The 21,126-nt window shown below is 72.5% G+C and carries 20 protein-coding genes and 2 pseudogenes; 6 read left to right on the top strand and 16 right to left on the bottom strand.

Going from position 1 to position 21,126, the window contains the following annotated elements; all coding sequences use genetic code 11:
• Positions 1-294 precede the first annotated feature (294 nt).
• The 9 genes and pseudogenes from AB0B48_RS10720 to rsmD form a co-directional block, all read right to left on the bottom strand.
• Positions 295-2,514, bottom strand: coding sequence for an MMPL family transporter (locus AB0B48_RS10720; protein WP_357198954.1), 2,220 nt, complete (start codon positions 2,512-2,514; stop codon positions 295-297).
• A 220-nt stretch (positions 2,515-2,734) separates the two neighbouring features.
• On the bottom strand, positions 2,735-3,592 hold the full coding sequence (gene mutM, locus AB0B48_RS10715) for a bifunctional DNA-formamidopyrimidine glycosylase/DNA-(apurinic or apyrimidinic site) lyase (RefSeq protein WP_357198951.1): 858 nt from the start codon (positions 3,590-3,592) through the stop codon (positions 2,735-2,737).
• Positions 3,593-3,854: 262 nt separating this feature from the next.
• Positions 3,855-4,562: pseudogene (gene rnc, locus AB0B48_RS10710) on the bottom strand (ribonuclease III); the annotation flags it as partial.
• Positions 4,559-5,542, bottom strand: coding sequence for a phosphate acyltransferase PlsX (locus AB0B48_RS10705; protein WP_357198948.1), 984 nt, complete (start codon positions 5,540-5,542; stop codon positions 4,559-4,561). The pseudogene rnc and the gene AB0B48_RS10705, both read right to left, overlap by 4 nt.
• Positions 5,543-5,656: 114 nt before the next feature.
• Complete coding sequence (gene rpmF / locus AB0B48_RS10700) at positions 5,657-5,830, bottom strand: 50S ribosomal protein L32 (protein WP_030335284.1); 174 nt, start codon at positions 5,828-5,830, stop codon at positions 5,657-5,659.
• Between the two features lie 5 nt (positions 5,831-5,835).
• Positions 5,836-6,399: a YceD family protein gene (locus tag AB0B48_RS10695; protein WP_238684615.1), complete on the bottom strand. Its 564-nt coding sequence runs from the start codon at positions 6,397-6,399 to the stop codon at positions 5,836-5,838.
• Between the two features lie 109 nt (positions 6,400-6,508).
• Entirely contained in the window at positions 6,509-7,006 is a 498-nt protein-coding gene (locus AB0B48_RS10690; RefSeq protein WP_355005267.1) for a hypothetical protein, read from the bottom strand.
• 251 nt (positions 7,007-7,257) lie between these two features.
• Positions 7,258-7,740: a pantetheine-phosphate adenylyltransferase gene (coaD, locus tag AB0B48_RS10685; protein WP_030335289.1), complete on the bottom strand. Its 483-nt coding sequence runs from the start codon at positions 7,738-7,740 to the stop codon at positions 7,258-7,260.
• Positions 7,737-8,300 carry a 16S rRNA (guanine(966)-N(2))-methyltransferase RsmD gene (gene rsmD / locus AB0B48_RS10680; RefSeq protein ID WP_355005268.1) on the bottom strand — a complete coding sequence of 188 codons (564 nt, stop codon included), beginning with the start codon at positions 8,298-8,300 and terminating at the stop codon, positions 7,737-7,739. The genes coaD and rsmD overlap by 4 nt, the downstream gene beginning before the upstream one ends.
• A gap of 397 nt (positions 8,301-8,697) precedes the next feature.
• On the opposite strand from rsmD, the gene AB0B48_RS10675 reads away from it, so the two are divergent.
• Positions 8,698-9,885 (top strand): LPXTG cell wall anchor domain-containing protein, encoded by a 1,188-nt coding sequence (locus AB0B48_RS10675; protein ID WP_357198943.1) that lies wholly within the window; start codon positions 8,698-8,700, stop codon positions 9,883-9,885.
• 102 nt (positions 9,886-9,987) lie between these two features.
• On the opposite strand, the gene recG is transcribed toward AB0B48_RS10675, so the two are convergent.
• The gene (gene recG, locus AB0B48_RS10670; RefSeq protein WP_357198940.1) at positions 9,988-12,186 is read right to left on the bottom strand and encodes an ATP-dependent DNA helicase RecG; all 2,199 of its coding nucleotides are present in this window, start codon (positions 12,184-12,186) and stop codon (positions 9,988-9,990) included.
• On the bottom strand, positions 12,183-13,796 hold the full coding sequence (locus AB0B48_RS10665; RefSeq protein WP_357198937.1) for a DAK2 domain-containing protein: 1,614 nt from the start codon (positions 13,794-13,796) through the stop codon (positions 12,183-12,185). The genes recG and AB0B48_RS10665 overlap by 4 nt, the downstream gene beginning before the upstream one ends.
• 386 nt (positions 13,797-14,182) lie before the next feature.
• On the opposite strand from AB0B48_RS10665, the pseudogene rpmB reads away from it, so the two are divergent.
• Positions 14,183-14,341, top strand: a pseudogene (gene rpmB / locus AB0B48_RS10660) (50S ribosomal protein L28); the annotation flags it as partial.
• A 168-nt stretch (positions 14,342-14,509) separates the two neighbouring features.
• Here rpmB and AB0B48_RS10655 read toward each other — a convergent pair.
• Together AB0B48_RS10655 and AB0B48_RS10650 are read right to left on the bottom strand one after the other, a co-directional pair.
• Positions 14,510-14,971, bottom strand: coding sequence for a GNAT family N-acetyltransferase (locus AB0B48_RS10655; RefSeq protein WP_357198933.1), 462 nt, complete (start codon positions 14,969-14,971; stop codon positions 14,510-14,512).
• A gap of 29 nt (positions 14,972-15,000) precedes the next feature.
• Complete coding sequence (locus AB0B48_RS10650; RefSeq protein WP_357198930.1) at positions 15,001-15,990, bottom strand: thiamine-phosphate kinase; 990 nt, start codon at positions 15,988-15,990, stop codon at positions 15,001-15,003.
• Between the two features lie 96 nt (positions 15,991-16,086).
• On the opposite strand from AB0B48_RS10650, the gene AB0B48_RS10645 reads away from it, so the two are divergent.
• A complete protein-coding gene (locus tag AB0B48_RS10645; RefSeq protein ID WP_030487446.1) occupies positions 16,087-16,320 on the top strand; it encodes an Lrp/AsnC ligand binding domain-containing protein in 234 nt (77 codons plus the stop codon).
• A 9-nt stretch (positions 16,321-16,329) separates the two neighbouring features.
• The gene (locus tag AB0B48_RS10640; RefSeq protein ID WP_357198927.1) at positions 16,330-17,013 is read left to right on the top strand and encodes a DUF3515 family protein; all 684 of its coding nucleotides are present in this window, start codon (positions 16,330-16,332) and stop codon (positions 17,011-17,013) included.
• Positions 17,014-17,068: 55 nt separating this feature from the next.
• On the opposite strand, the gene AB0B48_RS10635 is transcribed toward AB0B48_RS10640, so the two are convergent.
• Positions 17,069-18,169, bottom strand: coding sequence for a D-alanine--D-alanine ligase family protein (locus AB0B48_RS10635; protein WP_357198924.1), 1,101 nt, complete (start codon positions 18,167-18,169; stop codon positions 17,069-17,071).
• 196 nt (positions 18,170-18,365) lie between these two features.
• Complete coding sequence (locus tag AB0B48_RS10630; protein WP_030335309.1) at positions 18,366-18,584, bottom strand: hypothetical protein; 219 nt, start codon at positions 18,582-18,584, stop codon at positions 18,366-18,368.
• A gap of 279 nt (positions 18,585-18,863) precedes the next feature.
• On the opposite strand from AB0B48_RS10630, the gene AB0B48_RS10625 reads away from it, so the two are divergent.
• The gene (locus AB0B48_RS10625) at positions 18,864-19,709 is read left to right on the top strand and encodes a helix-turn-helix transcriptional regulator (protein WP_091393087.1); all 846 of its coding nucleotides are present in this window, start codon (positions 18,864-18,866) and stop codon (positions 19,707-19,709) included.
• Positions 19,710-19,714: 5 nt separating this feature from the next.
• Entirely contained in the window at positions 19,715-19,915 is a 201-nt protein-coding gene (locus tag AB0B48_RS10620; RefSeq protein WP_355005274.1) for a DUF397 domain-containing protein, read from the top strand.
• A 42-nt stretch (positions 19,916-19,957) separates the two neighbouring features.
• On the opposite strand, the gene AB0B48_RS10615 is transcribed toward AB0B48_RS10620, so the two are convergent.
• Positions 19,958-21,007: an ROK family protein gene (locus tag AB0B48_RS10615; RefSeq protein ID WP_357198920.1), complete on the bottom strand. Its 1,050-nt coding sequence runs from the start codon at positions 21,005-21,007 to the stop codon at positions 19,958-19,960.
• Positions 21,008-21,126 lie beyond the last annotated feature (119 nt).

The raw sequence follows: 21,126 nt of genomic DNA, 5'->3' as shown, positions 1-21,126 counted from the left end.
GGTCGGCCCGCGCCAGCTCCCAACCCAGCACGGCCGCCATCCGGTACGCGGGACTGCCGCGCCGCCCCGCGCCGCCCCGCCCCGCCCCAGCCCCAGCCCCAGCCCCAGCCCCAGCCCCAGCCCCGCGATCTTGCACTTCCGGTTGCCGGTTTGCCGGGATGGCCCCGCTTCGCCGCGACAGAAACTGCAAGATCGACGGGCTGGAGGGCGGCGAGGGCGCGGGCGCGGGGCGCGGGCGCGGGGCACGGGCGCGGGGCGCGGGCGCGGGGCACGGGCGCGGGGCGGGGCGGGTGGTTAGGGCACTGGGACCAGCTCTGGGGCGGAGGACGGCGGGTCGGTGGGGGCGGGGGCCGGGCGGGGGCGCAGGAATTGCGGGGCCCACCAGTTGGCGTCGCCGAGCATGGTCATCAACGCCGGCAGCACCACGCCCCGGATGATGGTGGCGTCCAGCAGGATGGCCGCCGCCAGACCGATGCCGAGCTGCTTCATGTCGATCGTGCTCAGCGTCGCGAAGATCGAGAAGACCCCGACCATCACGATCGCCGCACTGGTCACCACCCCGGCCGACGACGTGATCCCGTACGACACGGCGTCGCGGTTGGGCAGGCCGGACCGGACGCCCTCGCGGATCCGACTGACCACGAAGACGTGGTAGTCCATCGAGAGGCCGAAGAGCACCACGAACAGGAACAGCGGCAGCCAGGACACGATCGCGCCCATCGAGGTGAAGCCGAGCAGTCCCTGCGCCCACTCGCCCTGGAAGATCAGCACCAGCAGGCCGTACGCGGCACCGGCGGACAGCAGGTTCAGCACGATCGAGCTTGCCGCGATCACCACCGACCGGAAGGTGAACGTCATGACCAGGAAGGTCAGCACCAGCACGAAGCCCATGACCAGCGGCAACTTGTCCCGGACGTGCTGGGCGTAGTCCTCGCTGTCGGCGACGCTCCCGCCCACCGCGTACTCGATGCCGGGGATGCCCCGCAGTTCGGCCGGGACCAGGTCCCCGCGCAGCTTCTCCAACGACTGCACCGAACGGTCGTCCCGACTGGCGTACGGGGTGGGGACGTCCAGCACCGAGACCCGCCGGTCGGCCGACACCTCGATCTTCGGGCCGTCCGCCTCGGCCGGGGCGAACAGCGGATCGGCAGCCGCCCGGGTGGACAGGCCGGTGAGGGCGGTGCGTACCCGATCGGCCTGGTCGGCGGGCGCCCGGACGGCCACCACGTGATTGGTGCCGGCGCTCGGGAAGGCGGTGGTGAGCCGGTCGTACGCCTGCATTGCCGGAGTCGTGCGGGGCAGGTCCTCCATGCCGGGGAACTTCAGCTTCATGCCGAGCGCCGGCGCGGCCAGCGCGAGGAGCAGCCCGACCGAGATGATGAGCGTCGCCACCGGCGCGCGCAGCGCGGGCCTGAGCACCGCCGGCCACAGCCGGGGCGCGCGGGGCTCGCCGTGCCGGCCGGTACGCGGCGCGGTCAGTCGCCAGAGCAGCGGCACCCGGGGCCGGTCCACCCAACGGCCGAGCCGGGCCAGCAGGGCGGGCAGGACCGTCAGTGAACCGGTCACCGCGACGGCCACCACGAGGATCGAGCCGATGGCGAGGGACGAGAAGACCACGTCGCCGGCGAGCAGCAGCCCGGCCATCGAGATGATCACCGCGAAGCCGGAGACCACGACGGCGTGCCCGGAGGTCTCCGCGGCGATCTCCACCGCGTCCAGACCGGACCGACCCTTGGCGCGTTCCTCCCGCTCTCGACGGATGTAGAACAGCGAGTAGTCGACGCCGACCGCCATGCCGATCAGCAGGATCACCGGTGCCGTGGTGTCGGTGGCCGGCACCAGGTGCGAGGCGAGAGTGGACAGACCCATCGCGGCGGCGACCGAGGAGAGGGCCAGCAGCACCGGCACGCTCGCCGCGATCAGCGCGCCGAAGGCGATGATCAGGATCGCCAGGGTCACCGGCAGGCTGAGCAGCTCGGCGCGCTTGAAGTCCTTGCCCAGGGTGTCGTCGAGGGCCTGACCGATCGACGGTCCGCCGACCTGCTCGACGCGAAGCCCGGGGTGCGCGGCCTGCACGGAGGCGGTGGCGTCCCGCAACGGCTGCACCCGCTCCGAGGCCGTCTCCGGGTCACCCGACATGGTGATCGGCAGCAGCAGCGCCGAGCCGTCCCGCGCGGTGACCGGCTGGCCCACCCCGGCAACCCCGGTGACCGTACGCAGCCGGGCCGCCGCGTCGTCGGCCGCCGACTTCGCCGCCGCCGGGTCCAACGCGCCACCCCGGGAGGTGATGAGGACGTTGTCCACGGCCGGGTCGTCGAAGTTAGCGGCGTCGACGATCAGGCCGGCCCGCCCTGCCTCGCCGATCGCCTGGTCACCGCTGGTGGCCTCGTTGAGTCCGGCGGCGTTGCCGCCGACGAAGCACACCGCCACGAACACGGCCCACAGTGCGATCGCCCGCCACGGGTGCTCGGCGCTCCACCGCGCCAGCCGCACCGTCACCGGTCTTCTGCCCATCTCGGGTCCCCCTGTCACGTCAACCCCCTGTCAACGGTGCTGACGCTAGGTGCGTGACGAGGCGGTCACATCGGGGATCGACCTGGGCTCACCCTGGAACCAGAGGACCGGGCGCGGGGGTACGTTCGCGGGACATCGGCCCGCGATTCGGACGTACACCGGGGGCCTGCCCCGAGCGACGGGCCGCGACCCGCCGGCATCGCCCCGAGCCGGCTCCGGGTCATCCCCGAAGGGCACCCCGGGGCCGTGGCTGACAGTGCGGGCAACTGTACGAGGACCGGTTCATGAACGCCTCGCGGCGGATCGGCGCGCCACACCGGCGGCACGGCTCGCCCTCGCGGCCGTAGGCGTTGAGCGCCCGGTCGAAGTAGCCACTCTCGCCGTTGACGTTCACGTAGAGGGCGTCGAAGCTGGTGCCGCCCTCGCTGATCGCCTCGGCCAGCACGTCGCGGACGTGGCCGAGCAGACGCTGCGCGGCCGGGCCGGTCAACGCGTCGGTCGGTCGGCCGCCGTGCAGCTTGGCGCGCCAGAGCGCCTCGTCGGCGTAGATGTTGCCCACCCCGGAGATCAGGGTCTGGTCGAGCAGCGCGCGCTTCACCTCGGTGTGCCGGCGGCGCAGCGCCGCGACGAACGCCTCGTCGGAGAACTCCGGGTCCATCGGGTCGCGGGCGATGTGCGCGATCTCGTCGGGCAACTCGGCGCCGCCCTCGCTCACCGAGAGCCCGCCGAACGTGCGCTGGTCGACGAAGCGCAGCTCCGGGCCGTCGTCGCTGAAGCGGAACCGGACCCGAAGGTGGGTCTCGTCCGTCGTGCCGGGTGGCTGGAGCAGCAGCTGACCCGACATGCCGAGGTGCCCGACGATCGCGTCACCGCTGTCCAGTGGCAGCCACAGGTACTTGCCGCGACGGCGGGCGTCGAGCACCGTCCGGCCGGCGAGCACGTCGGCGAAGTGCACGTCGCCGGGAGCGTGCCGGCGGACCGCACGCGGATGACGAACCTCGACCGAGGCGATCCGGCGGCCGACGACCCACTGGGCCACCCCCTGCCGGACGGTCTCCACCTCGGGCAGCTCAGGCACGCGGGCGGCCCGTCTCGTGGCCGTCGGCGCCCCCGGCCGGCAGCGCCTGCGCCAGGTGGTCGGCCTGCTCTGCCTCCGCCGCCCGCTCGGCGCTCTCCAGCGGCCCGAACGGCTCGCCGCAGTCGGCCGAGTCGTCCCGGTCGGCCGAGTCGTCCCGGTCGGCCGGCTGGTCCTGACGATCGTCGCCGACCGGACCACGCTGGCCGCCGTCGGCGTTCTGACCACCCTGGCTGCCGTCGCCGTTCTGGCCGTTCTGGCCGTTCTGCTCGGCGAGCGTCCGCCAGGCGGCCTCGGCGGCCCGCTGCTCGGCCTCCTTCTTGCTGCGCCCCTCCGCGCCGCCGTACCGGTTGCCGGCAACCACCACCCAGGCGGTGAACGTCTTGAGGTGGTCCGGGCCGGTGCCCTCGATCCGGTACTCCGGTACGCCGAGACCGAGCGCGGCCGTCAACTCCTGAAGACTGGTCTTCCAGTCCAGTGCGGCCCCACGACCGGCCGACTCGGCCATCAGCGGGTCGAAGAGCCGGTGGATGACGATCCCCGTGGTGTCCAGGCCGTACTGGAGGTAGATCGCGCCGAGCAGCGCCTCCAGCGTGTCGGCGAGGATGCTCGCCTTGTCCCGGCCACCGGTCGTCTCCTCACCCTTGCCGAGCAGCAGGTACGCGCCGAGGCCGTCCGGGCCCAGACCGCGGGCCACGTCGGCGAGCGCCCGCATGTTGACCACGCTGGCCCGCAGCTTGGCCAGCTGTCCCTCGGGCAGGTCCGGGTGGTTGTGGAACAGCGCCGTGGTGATCACCACGCCGAGCACCGAGTCGCCCAGGAACTCCAGCCGCTCGTTGGTCGGCAGCCCGCCGTTCTCGTACGCGTACGACCGGTGGGTCAACGCGCGCTGGAGCAGCTCGGGTTCCAGGCTCACTCCGAAGGCGGCTTCCAGGTGACCGACGGACGCCCGCCGCCGCTTGTCGTTGCTCATGTGCGTACCTCGGTGTCGGTGGAGCGGTCGGTGCGACCGGTCGCGGCGTCGTGGTCGAGCAACGCGGTGACCAGATCGGTGGCGCGCCGCCGCCACAGGTGGGCGGCGAGAGCTATGCCGGAGGCGACGTCGTCGGCGCGGGCGGACCCGTGACAGACGACCACCGTCCCCGCGACGCCCAGCAGGGCCGCCGCGCGGGGCGCGCCGCCCTGGGCAGGTGGGCCGCCGGCCATCGCGTACGCGCCCTCAATGGCCTTGAGCAGCACGTTACCGGTGAAGCCGTCGGTGACGACCACATCGGCGCGCGCGCCGAGGGCCACGTCGTACCCCTCGACCAGGCCGACGTAGCGCGCCCCGCCGGGCAGCGGTTCGACGGCGAGCAGGGGGTCGGTGGCGCGGCGGACCCGGTCGCCCTTGCCGGCCTCGGTGCCGACCGAGAGCAGCCCGACCCGGGGCGCGGCGATCGAGTGGGCCACCGCCGCGTAGGCGGCGCCGAGCACGGCGTGGCGGGCGAGGGTGGCCGGGCGGGGTTCCAGGGAGCCGCCGACGTCAAGCAACACGACCGGCCCCGCCACGGCGGGCAGGGTGGCGGCCAGCGCGGGTTGGCGGATCTCCGGCGAACGGCCGAGGCCGAGTACGGCCGCGGTGACGGTGGCGCCGGTGGCGCCGGCTGAGACCAGGGCGTCGGCGGTCCCGTCCCGGACGGCGGTGACCGCAGCCCGGACGGTGCTCTCGGAGCGGGCGGCGCTGGGATGGTCGGCCATGCCGACGACATCGCGAACGGGCCGCACCGTGATCCGGGCGCGTTGCGCGGGATCGAGGGCAGCGATCAGCTCGTCGGCGACCTCGGTCGGACCGACGAGAAGCAGATGCAGGTCGGGGTCGGCGCGCATGGCCCGCAGAGCGCCGTCAACCACGACGGCGGGAGCGTCGTCCCCGCCGAGGAGGTCAACGGCGATCCGCGCGGCGCCCGGCTCCACCGGAACGCCGGCCGGACTGGGCCGGCCGGCGTCGGAGGGAGCCGGGGCACCGGGCGAATGCCAGGATGCGCGCGCCGCCCGACCTGGGGTCGGGGGCGTCACTCGGCGTCCAGGTCAGACCTCGAGAACCTGGCGGCCGTTGTAGGTGCCGCAGACGGAGCAGGCGGCGTGCGGCAGCTTCGGGGACTTGCACTGCGGGCACGCGACGGTCGCGACCACTGTCGCCTTCCAGTTCGCCCGGCGGGACCGGGTGTTGCTGCGCGACATCTTGCGCTTCGGGACGGCCACGGTTCTTACTCCTCTGTAACGGTCAGTTGCGACAGGCCCGCCCAACGCGGGTCGATCTGCTGGTGACTGTGGTCGGCCGGCAGATCGTCCCAGTGCGCCCCGCATTCGGGGCACAGTCCTGGGCAGTCCTCCCGGCAGAGCGGGTTGGTCGGCAGCGTGAGCACCAACGCGTCCCGCAGCGCCGGCTCCAGGTCGATCAGATCGCCCTGCATCCGGCCCACCTCGTCCTCGTCGGTCGTGGCGTCCGTGGTGCTGTCCTCGTACGCGTACAGCTCCTGGATCGTCACGCCCATCGAGTCGTTGATCTCGCGCAGGCAACGGCCGCACTCGCCCCGGACGGGACCGGTGATGGTCCCGGAGACGAGCACGCCCTCGGACACCGACTGCAACCTCAGATCGAGGTCGAGGTCCGCGCCCTCCGGCACGCCGATCAACTCCACACCGAGGTCCGCCGGTGCCGGCACGACCCGCTGGACCTCACGCAACGCGCCAGGGCGACGCGGCAGGTCCCTCGTGTCGAGGACCAGCGGCGCCCTGGGGTTGAGTGTCGATGGCGAGTGCTTGGGCATAGTTAGACTCCGGCCGGTGAGAGGCCGACAAAAAAGGTTACCTGGACGACCGCCCGACCGTCGAACCGGGGGCGACGCCCGCCTGAGAAGTCGGCTGGTGAGGTGCCGCTCAGAAGGGTAGCGGGCGTTCCGCCTCATCCCCAGCGAAGGTGCCGATCTCCCGCAGCGCGTGCATCTTGTCCCGGCCGCGCTCTATCGAGGCCAGCGCCCGGGTGAGGAACTGCTCGAAGTTGGCCAGCGCGGTGTCGACGTAGTCGTCGACCTCCTCACGCAGGCGTTGCGCCTCGGCGCGGGCCTCACCGATGATCCGGGCGCCCTCGTGCTCGGCCGACACGGTGATCTCGTTCACCGAGACCAGGCGGGCGTGTTCTGCCTCACCCTCGCTGATGATCCGGTCCGCCTCGCGCTTGCCGGCGTCCATGATCTTGTCCCGCTCCTCCAGGAGCGCGGCGGCGCGACGCAGGTCGGCGGGGAGATCGGCACGCATCTCATCGAGGGCAGCGATCATCTCACCCCGGTCGACCATGCAGTTGTTGCGCGACATCGGGACGGAGCGGGCCTGCTCCAGGATGGCGATCAGTTCTTCGATGCGATCGAGCGGGTCCACCGGCTACCTCACTCCTGTCGTTCGTCGGCCGACCTCCATGATGCGGGCTACGGCCGTTCCCCGCGCCACCAATCATGTCGTGCCGGCCCCACCGCCGCCCCACTCACCCCAACCCGGCGAGTCGCGACATAGTCACCCGCAGCTCCCACCGCGCCGATCTTGCACTTTCGGTCACGTCAAACCATGCCGAAACAGGCGATGCGGGCACCGCAAGTGCAAGATCGCGAAGGTGGAGGGGAGTCAGGGTCCGTTCAGCGGCGGGGGCCCAGGCGGGCCTGGAGGGCTTCGCGGACCGGGTCGGGGACGTGGGCGGAGATGTCGCCACCCCACTTGGCCACGTCCTTCACCAGGCTCGACGAGAGGAACGAGTAGAGCGGGTTGGTCGGCATGAAAAGCGTCTCGACGCCGGCCAGACCGATGTTCATCTGGGCCATCTGCAACTCGTAGTCGAAGTCGCTGACCGCCCGCAGGCCCTTGATCAGCACACTGGCCTGCTGCGCCCGGCAGAAGTCCACCAGCAGCCCTCGGAACGACTCGACCCGCACGTTGCCGTACGACGAGGTCACCTCGCGGAGCATCTCGATGCGCTCCTCGACGGTGAACAGGCCACTCTTCGACTGATTCACCAGCACACCGACGATCACCTCGTCGAAGAGCCGACTGGCCCGCCCGATGATGTCGAGGTGTCCGTTGGTGACCGGATCGAACGAACCGGGGCACACCGCACGTCTCATGATCGGCGACCGTACCAAAGGGTGGTCTCGCCGTAACGGCGACTGCGCTCGGCGGTGATCCCCTCCACCCAGTCGAACTCCCTGGTGCGGCGGGACCGCTCCACCACCACCAACGCGTCGGGCGCCAGCCAGCCGCCGTCGACCAGCGCGGCCAACAGCGCGGTGATCTCCTCGTCCGGCACTGCGTACGGCGGATCGGCGAAGACCACGTCGTACGGCCCGTCGTCCGGCCCGGCGGCCAGCACCGTCGCCACCTTGCCGGTGACCAGACGGGCCGCCGGACCCGCACGGAGGGCGGCCACGTTCTCCCGGATCACCCGGGCCGCCCGCGGGTCGGACTCGACCAGCAACACGTGCCGGGCACCTCGGGAGAGCGCCTCCAGCCCGACCGCGCCGGAGCCGGCGTACAGGTCCGCGAAGCGGGCGCCGTCGAGATCGACAGCGGCCTGGACGGCACTGAACAGCGCCTCCCGGACCCGGTCCGAGGTGGGTCGGGTGCCGGCGCCGGGTGGCGCGGCGATCCGCCGGCCACCGAGCGTCCCGGCCACGATCCGGGTCACCGTTTCCTCCTGCTCATGCCCGCGACGCTACGCGATGCGGCGCGGACCCGGTCAGCACGGCGCGGATCCGAGGAGCGGGCCGGCCAGCGACGACAGGGGGCACCTGAGCAGCCCCGACGGCACGGCGTCCATGGTGGAGTCCGGGCGGCGCGGGCCGTCCCCAGTGACCGGATCGACACCTTCGGTATATCAAAGATCACGAATCAACTACATTGCCGGATGGCAATGATCTGAACTCCCCTCATTAACCACCCATCAGTACAGTCTCCCCCTGTCCCCGCTTTCGCCGCGGGAACACCACCGCGTCGCGCGACGCCCCGGTGAGCAGTGACTGCCCGGTCACGATGCCTCCCGGCCTTCCGCCACGCGATCCGTACCCCCCTCACCAGGAGCAGGCGTGAACCCTCCCAAGTCTCCGTTCCGGCGCGTCGCGGCCATCGCCGCGGGCGCGTTGATCGGCATCGCCGGCGTCGGCGTCATCGCGAGCCCCGCGAGCGCCCACTACACCGAGCCGAGCGGCCAGGCGGTCTGTGACACCACCACCGGCGAGTGGGTGGTGAACTGGACCGTCAAGAGCGTCTACCACTACTCCTCGAAGAGCTTCCAGCTGGCGAGCGTCGAGCTCACCCCCGCCAACACCACCGTGACCAACATCGTGGCGGCATCGGACAAGTCCTCCTACCCGTACGACGTCAACACGCCGATCACCGGCGTGCAGCGGGTGCCCGGCTCGGCCACCGAGGCCACCCTCGCCGTGAAGGCCCGCTGGGACGACGGCTACCCCGAGAAGAACGCGCGCACGGCGAAGGTGACGTTCGAGGGCACCTGCGAGACGGATGAGCCGCCGGCCAGCCCGTCGCCGGAGCCGACGCCGAGCGCCACCCCGAGCACCCCGCCGAGCACCCCGCCGACGACCCCGCCGGCGGTGTCCATCCCCACCGCCAGCTTCGCCTCCGACTGTGAGGGCGCCGTCACGGTGACGCTCGCCAACGGCGCGGACGCCACGACCGAGGCCAAGCTCACCGTCAAGGCCAAGGGCTTCTCGGAGACGTACACCGTCAAGCCGGGCGAGAGCAAGAAGGACATCGTGGTTCCGGCCAAGGCCGGCGAGATCACCGTCAGCGAGGGTGACAAGCCGGTCGGCGAGCCCTACACCTGGGCGACCCCCGAGGACTGCGTCAAGCCGGGCGAGCCCCAGGCCGGCTACGAGTCCACCTGCGACAAGCTGATCTTCGGCTTCGCCAACCCGGAGGACGGCAAGGCCTTCGAGGTGACCCTGACCCCGAACAAGGGTGAGGCGCAGAAGCGGACCGTCGAGCCGGGCAAGACCGTGGTCGTCGAGTTCGAGGCGTTCGAGGGTCTGACCGTGACGCCGGCGGCCGAGGGCCTCGACGACACCAGCCCGATCGCCTGGGAGAAGCCGGCCGACTGCACCCCGGGTCAGGGTGGCGGTAAGGACGAGCCGGCTCTGCCGCTGACCGGTGCCGCCACTGGCGGAATCATCGCCGGCGCCGTGGTGCTGCTGGCCGCCGGTGCCGCCCTGTTCGTGGTGGCCCGTCGTCGTCGGGTTCGCTTCACCGCCTGAGACAACCCGCTCTGACAGTTGAGGGCGCGTCGACCACCCGGTCGGCGCGCCCTCAACCATGTAGTGGCCTGCGTGATCGACTCGGCGCAGCCCGGCGCCTGATCAGCCCTTCTCCAGGTACTCCGCGCGGTCCTCGTCCACCAGTGCGGCCACCGACGCGGCCAGTGCCGGGCTGCGGGCCAGCTCCGGGTCGTCCTCGATCAGGGTGATCGCCTCGGCGCGGGCGTCGCGGATCAGGTCGGCGTCGCGCCGCAGGGACAGCAACCGCAGGTGCGAGCGGTGCCCGGACTGGGTGGCACCCAGCACGTCGCCCTCGCGGCGTTGCTCCAGGTCCAGTTCGGCGAGCGTGAAACCGTCGCTCGTGGACGCCACAGCGTCCAACCGTTCCCGCGCCGACGAACCCTCGGCTGCCTCGCTGACCAGCAGGCACAGCCCGGCGGCGGCACCCCGGCCGACCCGGCCCCGCAACTGGTGCAGTTGGGACACACCGAACCGGTCGGCGTCCAGCACGATCATCACTGTTGCGTTCGGCACGTCCACGCCGACCTCGATCACTGTCGTCGCCACCAGCACGTCCAGGTCACCGGCCGCGAAGGAACGCATCACCGCGTCCTTCTCGTCGGCCGGCAGGCGACCGTGCAGCACCCCGATCCGCAGGCCGAGCAACGGACCCTCGGCCAGCAGCGGGGCCACCTCGGTCACCGCCAGCGGCGGCCGACGGCCGTTGTCGTCCTCGGCTGGCGGCTCCTCGTCGCTGGTCGGCCCGTCCCCGATCCGCGGGCACACCACGTACGCCTGGTGGCCGGCGGCCACCTCCTCGCGCAGCCGACGCCAGGCCCGATCCAGGTAGGCGGGCTTCTCGGCGGCCGGCACCACGTGCGAGGCGATCGGCGACCGCCCCCGGGGCAGCTGGGAGAGCGTGGAGACCTCAAGGTCGCCGTAGACGGTCATCGCCACAGTGCGCGGGATCGGGGTGGCCGTCATCACCAGCACGTGCGGCGGCTGGTCGGCCTTGGCACGCAGGGCATCGCGTTGCTCCACGCCGAAGCGGTGCTGCTCGTCAACCACCACCAGGCCGAGGTCGGCGAAGTCGACCCCCTCGTAGAGCAGGGCGTGGGTGCCGAGCACGATGCCGGCGGCACCGCTGGCCACCTCGCCGAGCGCCCGGCGGCGGGCCGCCGCGCCGAGCGAGCCGGTGACCAGCTCGACCCGGGTGGCATGCTCGGCGGAGCCCAGCTCACCGGCCCGCCCGAGCGGCCCGAGCAGGTCGAGCATGCCGCGGTGGTGCTGGGCGGCCAGCACCTCGGTGGGCGCCAGCAGCGCGGCCTGCCCACCCGCGTCGACAACCTGGAGCATCGCCCGTAGCGCCACCACCGTCTTGCCCGAGCCCACCTCGCCCTGCAACAGGCGGTGCATGGGGTGCGGAGTGGCCAGGTCAGCAGCGATCTCCACACCGACCTCCCGCTGACCGGCCGTCAGCTCGTACGGGAGTCGGGCGTCGAAGGCCTCCAACAGCCCGTCCGGGCGCGCCGGGCGGGGCCGGGCCGGCCAGTCGGCAGCCCGGTGCTTGCGCTGCACCAGGGTCACCTGGACGGCGAAAGCCTCGTCCCACTTGAGGCGCCGCCGCGCCTGGTGCAGCGCCTCCTTGCTGGACGGCCGGTGGATCTCGGTCAGCGCGACGCCCAGCCCGACCAGCTTGCGGCTGGCCCGCACGGCGCTCGGCAGTGGATCGTCCGGCGGGGTGAACGTGTCCAGTACGACGCGCACGCAGCGCGCGATCACCCAGGTCGGTACGGCCGCGGCGGCCGGGTAGACCGGGATCAGCGCCCCGGCGAACTCCTCGATGTCGTCGCTGAGCGCCGCCTCGCCGTCGCCACCCTCACCGAGCAGGACGTACTCCGGGCCGTTGAGCTGCCGTTTGCTGCGGAACTCGGTGACCTTGCCGGCGAACAGACCCCACCGGCCCGGGCGCAGCTCGCGCTCCCGCCACGCCTGGTTGCCGAAGAAGGTCAAGGTCAGCACCCCGCCGGAGCCGTCGCCGACGGTCACCTCCAGCAGGTTGCCCCGTCGCTGACGCATCGGGCGCACAGTGGTGCGCTGCACCTGGGCCATGACGGTGACCTGCTCACCGACGTCCAGTGAGCGGATGTCGGTGTGTTCACCGCGCTCGTCGTAGCGACGGGGGAAGTGGTAGACCAGGTCACCCGCGGTGTGCAGGTCGAGGTGCGAGGCCAGCGCCTTTGCTGTCTTGTCCCCGACCAGCTTCTTCAGCGGAGTGTCCACGGTGGCTGGTTCGCTCATTCGATCCCTACCAGGAGCGGATAAAACGGCTGGCCGCCCGGGTACGCGTGCACCTCGACGAACGGCCAGCGTCGCGCGACGTGCGCGCGGACGGCGTCGGTGAGCCCGGCCGGAGCGTCCACCCCGGCCAGTAGGGTGACCATCTCGCCGCCACCACCGAGCATCCGGTCGACCACCGCCGCGCAGGTGTCGGTGAGGTCGGTGCCGATCAGGTGCACCTCCCCCTCCACCAGCGCCAGCACGTCACCGGGACGGCACGGGCCGGCGACGGTCAGCGCCTCCCGGCTGGCATGGCAGACCTCGGCGTACCGGCAGGCCCCAGCCGCCTCGGCCATCGCGATCACGTCGTCCTCGAAACGGCGGTCACCGTCGCGGACCGCGAGCGCCGCCAGTGCCTGCACCGGCGAGCGGGTCGGCACCACGCTCACCTTGATGCCGTGTCGATGGGCCTCACGGGCGGCGGCGCTCGCCACCGCCTCGGTGTTGGCGTCGTTGGGCAGCACCACCACGCGGGCCGCGCCGGTGCTGCGGACGGCGTCCAGCAACTCACCGGTGGACGGGTTGCCCGGCACGACGGTCGCGCCCTCCGCGGCGAACAGGTCGGCGATGCCGCCACCGGTGGCCACCACCACCGCGGCCCGGCCGGCCACCACCGGGCCCGAGGGCGACTCCGGCTGGTCGGCGAAACGGGTGACCGAGATGCGGTACGGGCGGCCGGCGGCGACACCCGCCTCCACCGCCGCGCCCACGTCGTTGACGTGCACGTGCACGTTCCAGGTGCCTTCCGGCTCACGCCCGTCGCCGACGACGACCAGCGAGTCTCCCAGGGCGTCGAGGGCCCGCCGCAACCCGTCGACCGCCTCGGCGCTGGCGTCGAGCAGGAACTGCACCTCGTACGCGTACTCGTCCGAACCGGTCTCGCGGGCGACGGTGGCCGCCGGGCGGGCGGAGCGCGGTGCCGGTGCGGGCCGGGCGGCGCTCTCCCCGGTCAGCACCTCGACCAGGGCGTCGAGCAGCACGCAGAGCCCCCGGCCACCGGCGTCGACCACACCAGCGTGGGCCAACGCCGGCAACTGCTCCGGGGTGCGGGCGAGCGCCTCGGCCGCCGCCCGGGCCGCGACGCCGGCCACCGCCGGCAGGTCGTCGCTGTCCGCGCCTTCGGCCGCGACGGCGGCGGCCGAGATCACGGTGAGCAGGGTGCCCTCGACCGGCCGGGAGACCGCCGTGTACGCGGCGGTGGTGCCGGAGCGCAGCGCGGCGGCGAACTCCCGGCCACGCACCGCCGGCACCCCGGCGACGTGGTCGGCGAGACCACGCAGGATCTGCGAGAGGATCACCCCGGAGTTTCCCCGCGCGCCGAGCAGCGCGCCCTGGGCCATCAGCCGCAGCGCGTGCCCGTGCGCTGTCGGCCCGCTGTGCGGGAGAGTGTCCAGATCCATGGCGAGGGCCTGCTGCGCCGAGGTGAGGGTGAGCACCAGGTTGGTGCCGGTGTCGCCGTCGGGCACCGGATAGACGTTGAGCTGGTCGATCTCGCCCTGGTGGCGCTTCAGTGCGGCCAGCCCGCTCGCGCACCAGCGGCGGACCGCGGCGGCGTCGAGGGTGTCCAGCACGGGCAGAAGCCTACTGGCGCGCACCGACACCCGTCGGACTCGTCCGGCGTGTCCTCCCGGGGCCCGGGCGGCGCGGGCCGCAGTCTCTCGCGGGCCCCGGGCGGCGCGGGACGCAGTCTCTCGCGGGCCCCGGGCGGCGTAGGCCGCAGGCTCTCGCGGGGCCCGGGCGGCGCTGGCCGCAGCGGGGACGAGCGCCTCCGGTACCCTTGCCGCCGGGCCGGCCCACCGCAGGGCGGACGGGCCCACGACCAGGCGTGAGCCGGGGCACGGGCGAGCGCCGGACCGGGCCGGTTGGCCGGGTCGGCGAGTCATCGGGTAACCTGACCAGGTTGCCCGGGCAGCACCTGCCGGCGACCTCATGAACGTATCAATCCCAGGAGTATCCCGTGGCTAGCGTGTGCGACGTCTGTGGCAAGGGACCGGGCTTCGGCCACAACGTGTCCCACTCGCACCGGCGGACCAACCGCCGCTGGAACCCGAACATCCAGTCGGTGCGTACCCCGGCCGGTGGCGGCAACACCAAGAAGTTGAAGGTCTGCACCTCGTCAATCCTGGCCGCACTGCACCCCGGCGCCTGCCGCGCTCCCCCCCCCCTTCGGGGCGCCCCCGCCGGCGCCCCCGGTGGCCCCCCCGGCTCTGTCGTGTTCCCGGGCTGACGACGCCGCACACCGGCCGGGCCCGGCACACCAGCCAGTCCGGGCCCGGCGAGCAGGTCAGAGGGTACGGCCGAAGGAGACGCAGCCCTCCGCGTCCTTGTAGAAGCCGAAGTTCGGGATCCGTTCGTATCCGGCGGAGCCGTACATGGCGATCGCCTCGGGCTGCTTGTCGCCGCACTCCAGGACCACCCGCTTGCGACCCTGCTCGCGGGCGGAGCGCTCGACGGCCGCCAGCACCGCGCGGGCCACCCCCTGCCCCCGTGCCGCCGGAGCCGTGTACATCCGCTTCAGCTCCGCACTGTCCGCGCCGTGGCTGCGCCAGCCACCGCAGCCGACCGGCTCACCGGCCAGGTAGGCCACCAGGAACGCGCCGTCGGGCGGCTCGAACTCGGCCGCGTCCACCGGGGTGTCGTCGCCGGTGCCGCCGTAACGGGCACCGAGGTCGGCCAGTGCGGCATGGATCAGGTGCTGCGCCACCGGTGCGTCGAACCGCACCGCCCGGATCTCGATCTCACTCACGGTATCCAGGGTACGGCCGCGCGCGGGCCTCACCGGAAGTGGTCCCAGCCAGCCGGGCCGTCGTAGGCGACACCGTCGACCGTCACGCCGGCACCGTCGGTGACCAGACCGATCGGCCGCCAGCCCGGCGGCAACGCCACCGCCGGGGGGAAGGTCGCGGCCAGCGCGTGATCGTCGCCACCGGCGAGGATCCAGGTGTACGGGTCGACGCCGAGCGCCTGCGCCGCGTCGGCCATCTGCCGGGGCACCTCGAACCCGTCGCGGCGCACGTCGATCGCCACCCCGCTGGCCGCCGAGACGTGCCCGAGGTCGGCGAGGAGCCCGTCCGACACGTCGATCATGGAGGTGGCGCCGAGCTGGGCGGCTTGCGGGCCGGCCTGGTAGGGCACCTGCGGCCGCCGGTACGCCTCCACCAACAGCCGGGGCGTACGGAAGCCCCGGGTCAGCACTGTCAGCCCGGCTGCCGCATACCCGGTGCGCCCGGCCAGAGCGAGCACGTCCCCCGGTCGGGCGCCCGAGCGCAGCACGGGCGGACGGCCCGCCAGGTCGCCCAGCGCGGTGACCGCGACGGTCAGGGTGGGACTGGCCGACATGTCCCCGCCGACGACGCTCGCGCCGACCGTCGCGGCCTCCGCGGAGAGCCCGTCGGCCAACTCCTCCGCCCAGGCGGTGTCCAGGTCCGCCGGCATGCAGAGAGCGACCAGCAGGGCGGTCGGCGTGGCACCCATCGCCGCGATGTCCGCCAGGTTGGCGGCTGCCGCCCGGTGCCCGACGTCGCGGGCCGAGGACCAGTCCCGTCGGAAGTGCCGCCCGTCGACCAGCACGTCGGTGGAGGCCGCCACCCGGCCGTCCGGCGCGGCCACCACCGCCGCGTCGTCGCCCGGGCCGAGCAGGGTCGTCGGCCCGTACGACAGCCGGGCGGTGATTCGCCCGATCAACCCGAACTCCCCGATCCCGGACACCCCGACGCCACCGCGGGTGTTCCGCCCGTGCTGCCCGGCCCCGCCGTGCTCGCTCACCGCTGCTCCTTGACCACCGATAGGGATCAGACCTGGTCCGTAAGGTAGTTTCACCCTTCGGGCCGCTCCCGGGCGGCGACGGACGGAGGTCGAGTCGTGGTACAGGCGTACATCCTCATCCAGACCGAGGTCGGCCGCGCACGTGACGTGGCGGGTCTCATCGCGGACATCCCCGGCGTGGTACGCGTCGACGCCGTCACCGGGCCGTACGACGTGGTCGTCCTCACCGAGGCGAACACGGTCGACGAGCTCGGCAAACTCATCGTCAGCAAGGTGCAGATGGTGCCCGGCATCACCCGCACCCTCACGTGTTCGGTGGTGCGGCTGTAAGTGGACGAGATGACGACCTCCTCCTCGGCTCTGGACGACGGCGGGGCACGCGACGCGGCCGACGGGACGTCCGAGCCGGCTGACGGTAACCGCGAGTCGACCGATCCCGCCGCCGCCGCGCCGGCCGGCCGTGATCGGACCATGCGTGGCGCGGCCCTGCTGGCCACGGTGATCGCGCTGCCGATCACGCTGCTGGTGGCCGTGCTGGCCTTCAGCAAGCTCAGCCCGGACGCGCCGGCCGCAGCGCCGACGCCCTCCGCGACCACCGCCCGGGTGCAGTCCACCACCCCGGTGGAGATGGCCGCCCCGGCGCTGGCCGCCCGCCCGGCCACTGTCTGCCGGGCCCTGCTCTCGCAGCTTCCGGCGAGCATCCGCGACCTGGCCCAGCGGCCGGTCACCGCCGGCCCGGAGCAGAACGCCGCCTACGGCGACCCCGCGCTCACCGTGGCCTGCGGCGGCACCGAGCCGACCTTTCCCAGCACCGACGAGGTCTGGACGGTAAACGGGGTCTGTTGGCACCTGGCCGATCAGGCCGACGCGGCGGTCCTCTCCACCGTCGACCGGGAGACGCTGATCACGGTGCGCGTCCCGCGCTCGTACGAGCAGCCGTTGCAGTGGTTGCCGACGATTTCCAGCACGATCGTGGCGAGCGTGCCCTCCGGCGGCGCGATCCCGTCCGGCTGCCAGCGCTGAACCCGAACCGACTACGCCCGCGCCGGTCAGCCGGCGCGGGCGGGGTTCGGACGGCTCAGTGCAGGCCGACGCCGCGCCGCTGGGCGGTACGGATCAGCCTGTTGACCAGCTTCGGGTACTCCAGGCCGGAGGCCGCCCACATCCGCGGGAACATCGACGTCGGGGTGAAGCCGGGCATCGTGTTGATCTCGTTGAGGTAGACGTCCAGCTCGGGAGTGACGAAGAAGTCGGCCCGGGCGAGACCGGCGCAGTCCAGCGCGGTGAACGCGCGGACCGCGTACTCCTGCACCTGGCGGGTCACCTTCTCCGGCAGGTCGGCCGGGATGTCGTACTCGCAGGAGTCGTCGAGGTACTTCGCCTCGAAGTCGTAGAAGTCGTGGTCGGCGACGACCCGCACCTCGGCCAGCACGGACGCCTCGGGCGTGCCACCGGCCTCGCCCTCCAGCACACCGCACTCGATCTCGCGGCCGACGATCGCCGCCTCGATGATGACCTTCGGGTCGAACTGCCGGGCGGCGGCGACCGCCGCATCAAGCTCGGCCCAGTCGGTGACCTTGCTGACGCCGAACGACGAACCGGCCCGGGACGGCTTGACGAAGACCGGCAGGCCGAGCCGCTCCTTGTCCTGCTCGCTGAGCGTCATGCCGTTGCGCAGCACGGCGTACGTGCCGACCGGGATGCCCTCGACGGCACAGAGCTTCTTGGTGAACTCCTTGTCCATGGCGGCCGCGGAGGCGAACACGTTCGCCCCGACGTAGGGGATGCCGGCCATCTCCAGCATGCCCTGGATCGTGCCGTCCTCGCCGTAGGTGCCGTGCAGGACCGGGAAGACCACGTCCACGTCGGCCAGCGCCCGGGGGCCCTCGGTCGGGTCGAGCACCATCAGTCCGTTACCGGTGGGGTCGGCGCGCAGCACGATGTCGTCGCCCGAGTCGGCGGTGATCTCCGGCAGCTGACGGGCGTTGATCGCGAGCTGGGCGGGGTCTCCGTTGGTCAGCACCCACTGGCCGGCCCGGGTGATGCCCACCGGCACCACCTCGAACTCGTCCGGGTCGAGTGCGCCGAACACGCTGCCGGCGCTGACGCAGGAGATGCCGTGCTCCGGGCTGCGTCCGCCGAAGACGATCGCCACGCGGGTCTTGCCTGGGGTGGTCACTCCGGTCACCTCTTCGTACGCGACTGCGGCTGGTCGTGCTCGCCGGTGGCGCTCACCCGGTTGACCTTACTGTGCGTGGCCGCGAGGCGAGGCGATACCCGGCGAGCCACGGGACGACACGGCAAACAGTCAGGAGAGGATATACGGTGCGTAATCGGACGGTGGCAGTGTCACGGACCGCCGACCCGGGGCTTGTTCAGTCCCGGGAGTGCCGACGGCCGACCGCGATCACCTTCACCCGCTGCCGGCCGGCCCGCACCATGCCCAGCGCCATGAACGCTCCGGCGATGCGGTCGGCGGCCTCCCGGCTGCTGGCCCCGACGACCTGCCGGCGCCGTTCCGGCGCGACCCGCTCGTTGCGGTTGACGCCCTCGACGGGGCGCACGTCGGTGAGCACCACGAGGAAGCGGGTCATCGCACTCCGCCCGAGGGTACGGCGGGGGGCTCCGGGCGGGTTCGCACGTCGTCTCCTTCCGGCGGGCCGGGGGTGGAGGGGCGGCACGCGACGATCGGGTACGGGGGAGAAACCCGATCGCCGCGCGCCCCATCCCCTCCGGTCGCTCACCACCACCGTCGCCACGACAACCGGCGGTGAGGACGCCATAACAGATTGACACGTGTATAGGCGTGAATGCAACTCCCATAGACGTTCTCTCATGCAGACGTTCCCGCAAATGTATGCGACCATCGATGTATGGCCCCCAAGACCGCCCGCGCCCGCCGGCTCGGCATCGCCCTGCGCCACCACCGGGAAGCCGCCGGGCTGACGCTGGAGACCGCGGCGGACGAGATCAACAGCACCCGCAGCACCCTCTCCCGCTACGAGAACGCCCAGACCCTGATCAGCCCCGCCACCGTGCGCGCCCTGCTCACGTCGTACGGGGTCAGTGCCGAGGAGGTGGCCGCGGCGGTGCAGCTCGCCAAGGACGCCCGCAAGCCCGGCTGGTGGGTGTCGTACTCCTACCTGCTGGATCCGCGCACCATCGACTTCATCGCATTGGAGGCCGAGGCGACCGCCATCGCCAACTTCGAACCCTCGGTGGTGCCCGGCCTGTTGCAGACCGCTGACTACATCCGTGGCGTCATGCGCGGCGGGCCGCACACCCTCGGCGACGACCTGGTGGAGCAGCGGGTCAAGATCCGGCTCGACCGACAACAGCGGCTCACCGCCGACCAGCCGCCCATCCTCGACGCGATCATCGACGAGGGCGCGCTGCTACGGCCGGTCGGTGACCAGTCGGTGATGAACGGGCAATTACGGCACCTGGTCAAGATGGCCGAGTTGCCGAACATCAGCGTCCAGGTGATCCCGCTCTCCGCCGGCTACCACCGGGGCACCCGGGGTTCCCTGCACATCCTCGAGTTCGCCGATCCGGAGGACCCGATCATCGCGTCGGTGGAGACCGTCGCGGGTCAGATGATCCTCGACCGCGCCGGCGAGACGCGTACCTGCACCAAGATCATGGAGCATCTCCGAAGCGTGGCGCTCAGCCCGGCGGACAGCCGCGAGATGCTCCTGTCAGTCCTGAAGGGACGGTAGGACCGATGACCCCGATGATCACAGCGGCCTTGGCCGCGGCGCGCTGGCGCAAGAGCAGCCGCAGCGGCGACGAAGGTGCCTGCGTGGAGGTGGCCGCGATCCCGCGGCTCATTGCCGTGCGCGACTCCAAGGACCCGGCCGGCCCGGCCCTGCTGTTCCCAACGGCCGCCTGGGCCGCCTTCGCCCAGGCACCACCGCAGCGCTGACCAGCGGTGCCTGAGCCGGTGCGGGCCTCGGCCCGCGCCGGCTCAGGCAACCAGCGGGCGGGGCTCCGGAGTGGCGCGTAGCGCCTCCAGCGCGGCGATCGCGACGCCTCGGGCACCGGCCATGTCCCGATCCGGCACCAGGGCGAAGGTGGCCACCGCCGCCTGCTCCTCGCGGAGCACCGTGTGCTCGCGGACCGTCGCCAGGAACCAGTCGCGGAACTCCGGTGCCGCCTCCACCACTCCGCCGCCGACGAAGTACGCGTGCGGGTCGCTGAAGTTCGCGGCGACGGTGAACAGCCGCCCCAGCGCCATCGCCTGCTGGGTGAAGAGGTCCCGTGCGAGGGCGTCCTCGCGCTCGCCGTACCCCCGGACCAGCTTTGCCGCCCGGGCCACCGGCTCGGCGGCGAGCGGGTGGTCGGGGTACCGGGTCAGCCAGTACGGCAGCAGGTTGCGTTCGATGCCGGTCAGCGAGGCGATGCTCTCGACATCACCGGTGAAACCGCAGGCGCAGGTGGGCTCCGGCTGACCCGGGCCGAGCAACCCGCTCAGCGGGATGTGCACGTGGCCCAGCTCCCCCGCCATGCCGGCCGCACCGGCGATCACCCGACCGCTCTCGACCACACCGCCACCCAGGCCGGTGCCGACGATCGCGGACACTGACGAGCGGCTCATCGCGTCGGCGCCGAAGTAGACGTGGTGGGCGTAGAGCGCTGCCGCGTTGCCGTCGTTGTGATAGATCACCGGCAGCCCGAGCCGTCGCTCCAGCGCCCCTCGCACGTCGAAGCCTCGCCAGGCCGGCTGCGAGAAGTTGGTGGAGCCCCGCGACGAGATGACGCCGTCGGCGCTGGCCGGGCCGGGAGTGTCCAGCCCGACCGCCTGGACCAGGTCACGCGGCACGCCGGTTTGCGCCAGGGCGCCGTCCAACGCCTGGGCCAACGCCTCGATCGCCGCCTCCGGCCCGGCCCGCACCTCGCTGGGGATCTCCAACAGCCCGTCCACCAGGAAACGGCCGTCCACCGTCAGCACTGTGGCGTTGTTGCTGGTGCCGCCGTTGTCCAGCCCGACGACCACCGGCACCCCTGTGCTGCCCACCGAAACCGCCTCCCGCCGTCATGAGTGTGAGCCGAGGCTAGTGCCAACCCCTCTCCCCCGCCATGCCCGGGCGGCCCCGCCAGCCCCACCCCGACCGGAAACCGGACAGCCCGCCCGGG

The organism is Micromonospora sp. NPDC049089, from assembly GCF_040648775.1.
Lineage (GTDB): Bacteria > Actinomycetota > Actinomycetes > Mycobacteriales > Micromonosporaceae > Micromonospora.
Note: the sequence above shows the minus strand (reverse complement) of the source record. Positions and strands in the feature narration are given on the sequence as shown.

Coding starts and splice junctions, on each gene's coding strand:
- AB0B48_RS10640 (WP_357198927.1), top strand. CDS start 16,330: ATGACGACCTCCTCCTCGGCTCTGGACGACGGCGGGGCACGCGACGCG.
- AB0B48_RS10625 (WP_091393087.1), top strand. CDS start 18,864: ATGGCCCCCAAGACCGCCCGCGCCCGCCGGCTCGGCATCGCCCTGCGC.
- AB0B48_RS10630 (WP_030335309.1), bottom strand. CDS start 18,584: ATGACCCGCTTCCTCGTGGTGCTCACCGACGTGCGCCCCGTCGAGGGC.
- recG (WP_357198940.1), bottom strand. CDS start 12,186: ATGAGCGAACCAGCCACCGTGGACACTCCGCTGAAGAAGCTGGTCGGG.
- AB0B48_RS10720 (WP_357198954.1), bottom strand. CDS start 2,514: ATGGGCAGAAGACCGGTGACGGTGCGGCTGGCGCGGTGGAGCGCCGAG.
- AB0B48_RS10620 (WP_355005274.1), top strand. CDS start 19,715: ATGACCCCGATGATCACAGCGGCCTTGGCCGCGGCGCGCTGGCGCAAG.
- coaD (WP_030335289.1), bottom strand. CDS start 7,740: ATGAGACGTGCGGTGTGCCCCGGTTCGTTCGATCCGGTCACCAACGGA.
- AB0B48_RS10695 (WP_238684615.1), bottom strand. CDS start 6,399: ATGCCCAAGCACTCGCCATCGACACTCAACCCCAGGGCGCCGCTGGTC.